We start from the raw sequence: 12,765 nt of genomic DNA on the forward strand, positions 1-12,765 counted from the left end.
GATTTTAAATTATATGTTTATTTTAAAGGGGGTCGCGTTACGCGACCCCCTTTAACTTTTTAGTTAAAAAAGTTATTTAATATTATTTACGGTTTTCAAAAGTTCTTCGAGCTTACTGATAGAAACTATTCTTTCGTTACACTCTTTACTATTTAAACATATATCAAAGCCTATAGATTTATAAGCATCTTTAGATGATGGTTTGCATATTGGCGAAACAAAGGCAACTTCATTTTCCTTACCAATGTGATTACAAAGAATACATCTATGTGAACCTTTAGGTTCAGGATTAGATATTCTACAAGCCATTCCAAGAAGGTTTCCATCTAAATTATACGCAATAAATAATTTCCTTATTTGATTATCAATCCATCCTAAGTAAGTACTTTTTAAATTAATAGTATCTTCATCAGGTAGCTTAAATTTTTTTTCTTTTTTAAATAACCTATTTATTTGTGCATTTGTTATACTAGGTCTTTCGTATACGTAATTCAATAACTTTTCTAAATAAAAATCAATATGATATTGTTCAGTTATTTTTGTAATATCAAGTAAATCACTTTCTTCCTTAGATAAATTTGAAAACTTATCTAAGATTTTTTGATTTATATATAATTTGTTAGCTTGAATAATATCTTTATCTACACATAATGAAAAAGAATTATTTAAATCTTTCATGCACCTCTTTATATAATTAAACTCATGATTTTTAATAAAAGGTTTCATTATTTACCTCCGCTTATTGAACTTATTTTATACAAATAAGGATATAGTGGATATAAGACATATTCAAGCTATAAAATGATTCTGCAATAATTATGAGCAATTTTTTTGCTGATAAATTATTCTTCTTATACTTTTTTCTGATAAAAAGTATTCTTCACATAATTTATTTATACTACAACCATTAAGATACTTTTCATAAATCTCAGCATTTCTAATTTGTAGTGAAGCTTTTATGCCACTTTCTTCACCCCAGGATTTATGAGTAGCACTTACTTTAGGGATGTAAATATATTTCCCATCTACATATTTTTGGATTATTTTAATTATTTCATCTGGTAACACATCATTTGCTTTTGCATATTTCATTTTTCTTACTCCTTAATTTTTTATTAAATAATTAAGGCAAAGAATACAAAATGCTATGTGTTACAGAACCTAAAAAGTATAAAACTTTCAGCTAATTAAACAGTTTAGGCTCCAAACAAAGCATAGCTGACTTTAGTAATCCTTGCAAAGAGCAAACTGATTTAAGGCTGAATGTATAATTAACCTTCATAAAAAAACACCTCCAATATCTAAAAAGTTCAAGAATATTATAGCATATAACACAAATGTAATAGTTACTAATTAATAGGAGTATGGAAATATATTTACATATCCAAGATAGATATTTTAATCTATAAATTATTAATAAACTACTAATTAATTATAAAATAGAAGTTATATATATAATGAAATATTGTAAAGAATCAATGGAATCAAATTTTGTAGAAAAAAGTTGAAAAAAGTATGATATTTCTATTAACATTTAGTTAATTTAAGTTAATTTTGGTGAAAATATATTAGAATAATGGTATTATTTAGATGGAATAGTATTCAACAAAGGTATTAAGTATATTAATATAAATGCAATTAAACAAAAGATAAAAATACTTAAAAATGTGAGGTACTGATTAAATGATGTCAAAATTTTTAACATGGAAATTGCTGATATGTATTTTAATAAGCACTTTAATAAGTAGTTTAATACCTGTGAAAGTATCAGCAGAAATATTAACAAGAGAACAGTTTGAAAGTTTATCTATTGATGAAGGACTTTCTAATGAGTATGTAACAACTATATTCCAGGATAGCATGGGATATATGTGGATAGGTACAGTAGATGGTCTTAATAGGTATGATGGCGAATTTATAAAGATATATAACTGTAGTTATGAAGATGAAAATACTTTAAGTTCAACATATATAACCGATATAGAAGAAGATAAGCATGGAAATATATGGATAGCTACTGATTATGGACTAGATTTCTTAATTAGGGACAAAGATACTATAGTAAGAATGAAGGATTTACCAGAAGATAAATATAATTTAGGTAAATTAAAGATTACATCTTTATTAAAAAGTAGCTATAATGACAATATTATGTGGGTTGGTACGGAATATGGATTAATGCAAATAAATCTTGAAAGTAATGATATTAAAGCATTCTATTATGATAAAAATAATGAAAAATCTTTAACTAACTCATCAATAACTTGTTTAGAAGAAGGAGAAGATGGGATCGTATGGGTTGGTACAAAATATGGAGTAAATATCATAGACGAAAATTTAAATATATTTGTTAACAAATCTAAAATTCACTCGGATAAATTGTATATTTATAATATAGACATTGATAATTTAGGAAGAGTATGGATTTCTACAAAAGATAGTACTATTATGTGTGATATAAAATCAGAAGAAATAGGAGCAATATGGGTAGTAGATTTTGATGGAATAAAGCAATATAATATTGAAGAAGAAGAGATAAGGACCGTTTATAATTACTCTATTGATATAGGAAAAATTAATAGCAACTATTTTGTTATGAATGATAGTAAAGATAATATATGGACGGCTAGCAATAATGGGATAGTAATGTATTCACCTGAGAAAAATAATGTTGATATATTAAGAAAAGATGTAAGTTTATCTTCATCTCTTACAAGTAATGTTATAACGTGCTTTTATGAAGATTTTAATGGGACAATGTGGATTGGAACAGACAAAGGTGTAAATATATTAAATACTAATAATCAATTTAATTCAATGGTAGATCAAATGAATTTGGGAGATAAAAGCATAGTATCTATACTGCAGCATAATGGGGAAATATGGGTAGCAACTAAATATAATGGAATATATATATTTGAATATGCTACTGGTAAATTATTGAAGCAAATAAACGAAATTAATGATGAAATAAGTTTAAGAAATCAATATATAAAGGGTTTATTTAAGGTGAATGATAGTGATATCTTAGTTGCAACTAATAAGGGAGTAATATTAATTAAAACAAAGGAGCTATTAGCTGAGTTTTATTTACTTGATAATGCTTATTCATCAGAATTATCTTATGCATATAGTGATGGAAAATTTCTCTGGGGAGCAACTACATCTAATTTGTATTGTTATGATATAAATAATGGGACAACTGTATATCTTAGGGATAAATTAATAGAATTTAATATAAAACCTGGAAGTATAAAATATATACTCCCAGATAATAAAGATGAAGATATTCTTTGGTTAGGTGGAATTGATACAGGCTTAATAAAGTATCATAAAAAAAATGGAGTTATAGAGCAATATTGCAATGATTGTTCCTATGAGAATTCCTTAATAGATAAATATATAAATTGTATGGCATTTGATAAGGAAGGAAAAATGTGGATAGGGACAAATATAGGACTTATTAAATTTGATATAGAAACAAATAAAATTACTAAATATACTACAGCTAATGGATTAACAAATAACTTTATAAATTCGATTTTATTTGATGATAATAATAATGCTTGGATAAGCACAAATAAAGGGCTAAATAAGTTTGATATAGAAAAAGAAAGTTTTACAAGATTTACTAAGCAAGATGGATTACGTGGATATCAATTTAATTTAAACTCAGGTATAAAGCTTGAAAATGGATTTATGATGTTGGGAAGTACAAATGGATTAATATATTTTAATCCAAATGATGTAGTTTCTCCTAAGGGAAATAAAAATAAAGTTGTAATTGGTGATATGTATATTGGCAAAAATAAAGCTATTTATGATGGAAATGAATTAGTTTTAGAATATAAAAATAGAGATTTATATATTAATTATTTCTTGCCTAACTATGAAAGATTAAATTACATAACTTATGAATATATGCTTGAAGAAATTGATTCTGATTGGTCATATATAGACTCTACAAGTAATTTAAATTTAAAATCCTTAGATCCAGGTAAATATACTTTGAAATTAAGAGCTAGAGATGGACATGGTGAATTAACTGAAGAAACAAGTATGAATATAAGAGTTGAAAAACCAATTTGGAAAAGTCCAGTAGCTTATTTAATATACTTAACTGTAATAATAGGAATAGCTTTTTATATATTAAATTATGTTAAAATATTAAAAAAATTAGTAAATCAAGAAACAATGAAACTTAACATGCAGCTTGAAGAAAATAAAAGGTTAAGTAAGGAAATAATAGATAAAGAAAAGTTTAAAAATAATTATTTTGTAAATTTATCTCATGAACTAAGAACACCAATAAATGTTATAGCATCAACAGTACAGTTGATAAATACACTTAGTATAGATGAAGCATTGACACAAGAAAAATCTAATAAATATATGAATATCATAAGTAAGAGCTGTAATAATCTATTAAAAATAATAAACGATATTATAGATAGTTCAAAAATAGAGACAGGCCAGTATAAAATTAACAAAACAAATAATGATATAGTATATGTAGTTGAAGAAGCGGCACTTAATATGAGTAAATTTATAGAGGAGAAAGGTTTATCGCTTATAATTGATCCTGATATTGAAGAAAAAATTATTTCTTTTGATGATACTGAAATAGAAAGATGCATTATTAATTTGCTAGCAAATGCAGCTAAGTTTACCCCAGAAGGTGGGGAAATCCGAGTATTTATTAAAGAAGTTGAAAATAATATTGAAATCACTGTAGAAGATACTGGAATAGGAATATCAAAAGAAGATCAAGAGTTTATATTTCAAAGATTTTCACAAGTTGAGGGAACAGGAGCTACAAAAGCAAGTAGTAGTGGAATTGGACTTACTCTTGTTAAACATATAGCAGAACTTCATGGTGGATATGTTAAACTTGAAAGTGAGCTTAATAAAGGTAGTAGATTTACAATAGGGCTACCAGATGTAGCAGAGAATATTACATGTGATAATGAAGATTGTCATGAAATGAAACTTTAAAAAATCTAAATATCGTTATTAAATAGATAAGCTAGATGAGGGGAGAATTACTTCACATCTATCTTATTTTTTTATAAAGATAAAGCGAATAAGATAATTAAGATGAAAAGTTACAATATTAAAAATATATTATAGACAACATTATTTAGTATTGAGAGTATAAAACTAATGATTTATTTAATCCATTTTTTGTGGGTTAGATATAAAAATGGTATTAGTGTCGAAAAAAATAATAAAATGTAATTTTTTATGTTAACAATTGGTGAACTTAGGTGAAAATATGAAAGAAAAATGTTATTATTTACTCATATAATTATTTGATTATAGAAATAAAACTATACTAAAGATGAGTAATATTCAGAAATGTGAGGTAATATTTAAATGAAGTCTAAATTGCTAAAATGTAAATTGTTGACATGTATTTTAATAATAACTTTAATAAGTAATTTAATACCAATAAAAGTATCAGCAGATATATTAACAAGAGAGCAGTTTGAAAGTTTATCTATTGATGAAGGGCTTTCTAATGAATATGTAACAACAATATTTCAGGATAGCATGGGATATATGTGGATAGGTACAGTAGATGGGCTTAATAGGTATGATGGTGAATTTATAAAGATATATAATTGTAGTTATGAAGAAGTAAATACTTTAAGTTCAACATATATAACAGATATAGAGGAAGATAAATATGGGAATATATGGATAGCTACTGATCATGGACTAGATTTCTTAATTAGGGACAAAGATACTATAGTAAGAATGAAGGATTTACCTGAAGATAAATATAATTTAGGTAAATTAAAGATTACATCTTTATTGAAAAGCAGCCATAATGACAATATTATGTGGGTTGGTACGGAATACGGATTAATGCAAATAGACCTTGGGAATAATAGCATTAGAGCCTTTTATCATGATGAAAATGGCGAAAGTTTCTTGACTAATTCATCAATAACTTGCTTAACAGAAGGAGAAGATGGATCTATATGGGTTGGAACAAAATATGGTATAAATGTTATAAATGAAAATTTGAACATCTTTGTTAATCAAGCTGAAATATATGAAGATAAATTATATATCTATAACATAGAAATTGATAATTCAAGTAGAGTATGGATTTCTACGAAAGACAGTATTCTTATGTGTGATATAAAATCAGAAGAAAAAGGAATAATATGGGTTATAGATTCTGAGGGGATAAAAATATATAGCATTGAAGAAAAAGAAATAAAGACCGTTTATACTAGTGATAAACATATAGAAAAAGTTCATAACAATTATTTTATTATGAGTGATAGTAAAGATAATTTATGGATGGCTACTAATAATGGCATAATGAGATATACAGCTGATAATAAAGATGTGGATATATTAAGAAAAAATACAAGTTTATCTTCATCTCTTACTAGTAATGTTATAACATGCTTTTATGAAGATTTTAATGGAACAATATGGATCGGAACAGATAAAGGTGTGAATATATTAAATACTAATAATCAATTCAATTACATATTAGATCAAGTGAATTTAGGGGATAAAAATATAGTATCTATACTTCAGAATAAGGGGGAAATATGGGTAGCAACTAAATATAATGGAATATATATATTTGAATATTCTACTGGTAAATTATTAAAGTCAATATATGAAATTAATGATGAGATAAGCTTGAAAGGTAAATATATAAAGAGTTTATTTAAGATAAATGACAGGTATATTATTATTACAACTAATAATGGAACAATATCATTTGATACAGAACAGTTGTTAAGTAAATTACATCTAGTTGAAGACGGTTATGCTTCCGAGTTAAATTATGTATATAGTGATGGAGATATTGTTTGGGTTGCGTCCACATTTAATTTTTTTAGTTGTGATCTTAATACTGGAAAGAATATATATCATAGTGATAATTTAATAAAATTTAATATAAATCCTGGACGCATAAACTATATATTGCCAGATTATAAAGATAAAGATATTCTTTGGTTAGGTGGAGTTGATACAGGCTTAGTAAAATATCATAAGAAAAATGGAGTTGTAGGGCAATATGGTAAAGATTGTTCCTATGAAGATTCCTTAATAAATAAATATATAAATTGTATGGGATTTGATAGTGAAGGAAAGATATGGATAGGGACAAATATAGGACTTATTAGATTTGATATAGAAACAAATCAAATTACTCCATACACTACAGCTAATGGATTAACAAATAACTTTATAAATTCGATTTTATTTGATGATAATAATAATGCTTGGATAAGCACAAATAAAGGGTTAAATAAGTTTGATATAGAAAAAGAAAGTTTTACAAACTTTACTAAGCAAGATGGATTACGCGGATATCAATTTAATTTAAACTCAGGTATAAAGCTTAAAAACGAATTTATGATATTTGGAAGTACAAATGGAGCAATACATTTTAATCCTAATGATATAGTTTATCCTAAGGGAAATAAAAATAAAGTTGTAATTGGTGATATTTATATTGGCAAAAATAAAGCCATTTATGATGAAAATGAATTAGTTTTAAAATATAAAAATAGAGATTTATATATTAATTATTTCTTGCCTAACTATGAAAGATTAAATCAAATAACTTATGAATATATGCTTGAAGGAATTGATTCTGACTGGTCATATATAGACTCTACAAGTAATTTACATTTTAAATCCTTAGATCCAGGTAAATATACTTTGAAATTAAGAGCTAGAGATGGACATGGGGAATTAACTGAAGAGACAAGTATGAATATAAGAGTTGAAAAACCAATTTGGAAAAGTCCATTAGCTTATTTAATATACTTAATTTTAATAATATTAATAGCTTTTTATATATTAAATTATGTTAAAATACTAAAAAAATTAGTAACTCAAAAAACAATGAGACTTAACATGCAGATTGAAGAAAATAAAAAATTAAGTGAAGAAATAATAGACAAAGAAAAGTTTAAAAATAATTATTTTGTAAATTTATCTCATGAACTAAGAACACCAATAAATGTTATAGCATCAACAGTACAGTTAATAAACGCAATTAGTAGAGATAAATCATTAACACAAGAAAAATCTAATAAATACATGAATATTATAAATAAAAGCTGTGGGAATTTATTAAAAATAATAAATGATATTATAGATAGCTCAAAAATAGAGACAGGCCAGTATAAAATTAACAAAACAAATAATGATATAGTATATGTAGTTGAAGAAGCTGCACTTAATATGAGTAAGTTCATAGAAGACAAAGGGCTATCTCTTATAATTGACCCAGATATGGAAGAAAAAATTATTTCTTTTGATGATACTGAAATAGAAAGATGTGTAATTAACTTATTAGGAAACGCAGTTAAATTTACTCCAGAAGGTGGGGAAATCCGAGTATTTATTAAAGAAGTTGAAAATAATATTGAGATTACTGTAGAGGATACAGGAATAGGAATATCAAAAGAAGACCAAGAGTTTATATTCCAAAGATTTTCACAAGTTGAGGGAACTGGTGTTACAAAGGCAAGTAGTAGTGGTATTGGACTTACTCTTGTTAAACATATAGCAGAACTTCATGGTGGTTATGTTAAACTTGAAAGTGAACCTAATAAAGGTAGTAGATTTACAATAGGACTACCAGATGTAAAAGAGTATATTATATGTGATAATGAAGATTATCATGAAATGAAACTTTAAAAAATCTAATTATATCATTATTAAATAGACAAGCTAGATGAGGTGAGAATTACTTCATCTAGCTTATTTTTTATAAAGATAAAGTTAATAAGATAATTAGGATGAATTTATTAATAACAAAAAAAGTATATAAAAGTATAAAAGTGGTACTGATATAGGTTATAAAATGATTGATAAATGAGTAGATATATTTTGAAAACTATTTTTATAAAAAGAAATTAATCTTAAAAATAAGAATTTGGTATGGAGAGCAAAATTTTATGATAAGTGTAGCAAAGTTTAATGACAAATATAAAAAAGGATTATCTATATCAATATGTATAGTGTTTATTTTAATGTTAATTATAGGAGTATTTTTATTTAGCTATCACAATAGACGTTTAAGTGATTTGATTGATAAAGAGGCTAGGGCAAAGCTTAAAAATGTATCTTCACAAAATGTTATAGCAATGCAGGCAGAAATTGAAGCAAAACAAAAAGTATTAGAATCTTTAGCGAAAAGTATAGAAGATATTAATAGTAATAAAATCTTGAATATAGTTGAGAATTTTAAAATTTATAGTAAAGCTTATGGATTTTACAATATGGGTATTATTGATAAAGATGGTATTTGCTATACGACTTTAGGTGAAGTATTAGACTTAAGTAAATATGATTATTACAAAAATGGAATGAATGGGATTTCGGGCGTATCTAAAAGTTATTTTAGTGAAGATAAACAATTTATGTTAAATATATTTACATTTCCAATTTACAATGGAAATGATGTAGAGATGATATTAACCGCTACATATAAATCCGATGATTTTTATAATATTTTAAATATCGATTCTTTTAATGGAGAAGGAAAAAGTGTTGTAGTTGATAAATTAGGAAATCTTGTTTCTAATCCTAATAAAATATATGATAGGGATTTCAATGTGTTTAATAAGTTAAAAGTAGAGGATTCAGAATTATATAAAGTAGTTCAAGAAAATATCTCAAGAGAAGAAAGTGGATTTATTAGTTGCAATTATGAGGAAGAAGATTATTTGATATATTATGAGCCTCTTAATATAAATGATTGGTATTTAATATCTTATGTACCTAATAGGCGTGTATATCAAAATGCGGATATAATATTTAGAGGTATTCATATAGAGAGTGCATTATTTTATATTACGTTTATTTTGGCTGCTGGAATATTTATTTTATCTTATAACAAATATCAAAAGAAGATTTCTTATCTTATCTTTATAGATGAATTGACAAAAGAAAGAAATTATCAATGTTTGAGATTGCATTTTGAAAATATGAAGCAGATTGATAGAAAAAATAAATCATTAGTGGTTTTTGATATAGATAAGTTTAATGTTATAAATATAATGCATGGAACTGATATAGGAGATAATGTTTTAAAATATATTGTTAGAATATTTAAGGAAGTGCTACCTAATGATGAGTTATATAAGGATAAGGCAGATGGGTTTATAGGAATTATATATCATGCTGACAAAGAAGAAATAATTAAAAAATTAAATATGCTTGATTATAGAATTAAAACGGATATTGAAAGAAATGAAGTAATACCTATAAAAATATCTATGGGCATATGTTCTTTAGATAACTCTGAGAGTCTGCATAGGGTATATAGTAACGCTCTTATAGCAAAAAGAGAGATAAAAGATAAAATGAATCAAAGTTATAAGTTTTTTGATGAGCGAAATAAAAAAACTATAATAGATAATAAAAGAATAGAATCTGAGTTTCCAGAAGCTTTGAAAAATGATGAATTTGAAGTTTGGTATCAGCCCAAATATGATATCAGAAATAAGAAAATCTGTGGAGCAGAAGCATTGATAAGATGGAGAAAAAAAGATGGTTCTTTAATATCTCCTGCTAAATTCATACCTGTGTTTGAAAATAATGGACAAATTATTCAACTAGATGAGGAAGTTATAAGAAAAGTATGCAAAGATATTAAGGAAATGAGTTATTTAGGATATGAAATCCATCCAATTTCTATTAATTTATCAAGGCTTCATCTTGAATATCAGGGAATTGTAGAAAGAATTGAAGCTTTGTTAGAAAAATATGATATAGATTCATCTAAAATTGCTTTTGAAATAACAGAAAGCGTATTTATTAATAATAATGATAAATTAAATAGTATTGTTGATGAATTGCATAAGTTGGGGTTTAAAGTAGAAATGGATGATTATGGTACAGGAATTTCTGCACTTAGTTCAATATCAAGATCAAGTTTTGATACTTTGAAACTTGATAAATCATTTATAGATAATATAGGAAATCCTAAGATGGATATTATTATAAAATCTACGATAGATATGGCAAAAAAATTAAATATGAAAATTATTGCGGAAGGAATTGAAACTCAAGAACAAGTTGAATTTTTGATAGCAAATAATTGTTTTATTGCTCAAGGATATTATTTTTCTAAGCCTGTTCCTAAAAACGAATATATTTCATTATTATCAAAATAAGTGTTTAATTAATATTTAATTTCTAAATACCCTATAAAATACTCATATCAAAATTGGTATGAGTATTTTATATTTTAATGCACTTATCTAAAATAAGATTATGTTTTTTATAAAAATTAAGGATGAAATGAAATAATATCATTTATAATTTTAGATATTTCTTTTGGGTGTTCCTTTAAATCATTTTCTAACCACGTTTGAATAACTGAAACAACTCCGCCTACAGTATATTTTATAAAATAATCTAAAAATACAGCATCAATATTTGCACTTCCAACCAGCTTATCAATTTCAGATTTGCTTGTCACGTAAATAATACGATCCATAATGTTAGTCTCCATTTGTTTACTGAATAATATTTTGCATAAATCTTTATTTTCATAAATCAATTCAAGGGCTTTGAGTAATAAAACTTCTTTGTAATCTTCTACAGGGGTTTCCTCAATATATATGGATATTTGATTAAATAGCTCATCTTCTATTGATTTAAGTAAGTCATAAGAATCTTTATAATGAGTGTAAAAAGTTCCTCTATTAATATCTGATTTTTTACAGATATCAGTAACTGTAATTTCATGAATTTTTTTATGTTGAAGTAAATCAATTAAACTTTCTTTTATTATTTTTTTAGTATATAAGGTTCTTCTGTTTCCTTTAATTCCTGCCATTTAACCCATCCTTTTATGTATTTATTTAAAAGTTTTAATTATATGTTAATAAATCAACAAAAACAATCAAAATGTATATTTAATAACATTAGAAAAGTATGTGATTATTGTAATTAGAGTACATATTATTTATACTTAATTATAGCATTAACCAAACAAGGTGTCTATTTAATAACATTTAGTATTTTGAGTAGATAAAGATAAGGGAGAGAGAGATGTCATATATAGAAATAAGAGACGAATATAAGAGATACAAAATTGGAGAAAACACTATTATAGCAAACAATGGAATTGATTTTTCAATAGAAAAAGGAGAGTTTGTTATTATTTTAGGACCAAGTGGTGCTGGAAAAACAACTGTATTAAATATTCTTGGAGGAATGGATACTTGTGATGAAGGTAAGGTAATTATTGATGATGTTGATATATCAAAGTTCAATAATAAACAGCTTACAAATTACAGAAGATATGATGTAGGGTTTGTATTTCAGTTTTATAATTTAGTTCAAAATTTAACTGCAAAGGAAAATGTGGAACTTGCTACACAAATTACAAAAAATGCTTTAGATGTTGATAAAACTCTTGAGTTAGTTGGACTTGGTCATAGAAAAGGTAATTTTCCATCTCAATTATCAGGAGGGGAACAGCAAAGAGTAGCTATAGCAAGAGCCATAGCTAAAAATCCTAAATTACTTTTATGTGATGAGCCAACTGGTGCCCTTGACTATAAAACAGGAAAGCAGATTTTAAAGACTCTGCAAGATACATGTAAAAATACAGGAACAACAGTAATTGTTATAACACATAATTCAGCTCTTGCACCAATTGCAGATAGAGTTATAAAAATAAAAGATGCAAAGGTTAGAAGCATAGAAGTAAACGAAAATCCTGTTTCAGTTGATTCTATAGAGTGGTAGAGGATAAAG

General features: G+C 25.5%; 7 protein-coding genes. 4 read left to right on the top strand and 3 right to left on the bottom strand.

Going from position 1 to position 12,765, the window contains the following annotated elements:
- Positions 1–72: 72 nt before the first annotated feature.
- Both I2A75_RS02600 and I2A75_RS02605 read right to left on the bottom strand, forming a co-directional pair.
- Complete coding sequence (locus tag I2A75_RS02600) at positions 73–726, bottom strand: FusB/FusC family EF-G-binding protein (RefSeq protein WP_195262912.1); 654 nt, start codon at positions 724–726, stop codon at positions 73–75.
- Positions 727–816: 90 nt separating this feature from the next.
- Positions 817–1,092 (bottom strand): CD3324 family protein, encoded by a 276-nt coding sequence (locus tag I2A75_RS02605; protein WP_195262913.1) that lies wholly within the window; start codon positions 1,090–1,092, stop codon positions 817–819.
- 591 nt (positions 1,093–1,683) lie between these two features.
- On the opposite strand from I2A75_RS02605, the gene I2A75_RS02610 reads away from it, so the two are divergent.
- The 3 genes from I2A75_RS02610 to I2A75_RS02620 all read left to right on the top strand — a co-directional run bounded on the left by I2A75_RS02610 (position 1,684) and on the right by I2A75_RS02620 (position 11,171).
- Complete coding sequence (locus tag I2A75_RS02610) at positions 1,684–4,995, top strand: sensor histidine kinase (RefSeq protein ID WP_243241957.1); 3,312 nt, start codon at positions 1,684–1,686, stop codon at positions 4,993–4,995.
- Positions 4,996–5,376: 381 nt separating this feature from the next.
- Entirely contained in the window at positions 5,377–8,688 is a 3,312-nt protein-coding gene (locus I2A75_RS02615) for a sensor histidine kinase (RefSeq protein WP_195262914.1), read from the top strand.
- Between the two features lie 260 nt (positions 8,689–8,948).
- Positions 8,949–11,171 (top strand): GGDEF domain-containing protein, encoded by a 2,223-nt coding sequence (locus I2A75_RS02620; protein ID WP_195262915.1) that lies wholly within the window; start codon positions 8,949–8,951, stop codon positions 11,169–11,171.
- A gap of 116 nt (positions 11,172–11,287) precedes the next feature.
- On the opposite strand, the gene I2A75_RS02625 is transcribed toward I2A75_RS02620, so the two are convergent.
- Positions 11,288–11,839 (bottom strand): TetR/AcrR family transcriptional regulator, encoded by a 552-nt coding sequence (locus I2A75_RS02625; RefSeq protein WP_195262916.1) that lies wholly within the window; start codon positions 11,837–11,839, stop codon positions 11,288–11,290.
- A 215-nt stretch (positions 11,840–12,054) separates the two neighbouring features.
- Between I2A75_RS02625 and I2A75_RS02630 the strand changes: the two genes are divergently transcribed.
- Positions 12,055–12,756, top strand: coding sequence for an ABC transporter ATP-binding protein (locus I2A75_RS02630; protein ID WP_008680044.1), 702 nt, complete (start codon positions 12,055–12,057; stop codon positions 12,754–12,756).
- The last annotated feature ends 9 nt before the right edge of the window (positions 12,757–12,765 follow it).

The organism is Clostridium sp. 1001275B_160808_H3, from assembly GCF_015550425.1.
Classification (GTDB): Bacteria; Bacillota; Clostridia; order Clostridiales; family Clostridiaceae; genus Clostridium.

Bases quoted from the DNA above. Each gene is read 5' to 3' on its own strand.
- I2A75_RS02630 (WP_008680044.1), top strand. From the start codon at position 12,055: ATGTCATATATAGAAATAAGAGACGAATATAAGAGATACAAAATTGGA.
- I2A75_RS02615 (WP_195262914.1), top strand. From the start codon at position 5,377: ATGAAGTCTAAATTGCTAAAATGTAAATTGTTGACATGTATTTTAATA.
- I2A75_RS02620 (WP_195262915.1), top strand. From the start codon at position 8,949: ATGATAAGTGTAGCAAAGTTTAATGACAAATATAAAAAAGGATTATCT.
- I2A75_RS02605 (WP_195262913.1), bottom strand. From the start codon at position 1,092: ATGAAATATGCAAAAGCAAATGATGTGTTACCAGATGAAATAATTAAA.
- I2A75_RS02600 (WP_195262912.1), bottom strand. From the start codon at position 726: ATGAAACCTTTTATTAAAAATCATGAGTTTAATTATATAAAGAGGTGC.
- I2A75_RS02610 (WP_243241957.1), top strand. From the start codon at position 1,684: ATGATGTCAAAATTTTTAACATGGAAATTGCTGATATGTATTTTAATA.
- I2A75_RS02625 (WP_195262916.1), bottom strand. From the start codon at position 11,839: ATGGCAGGAATTAAAGGAAACAGAAGAACCTTATATACTAAAAAAATA.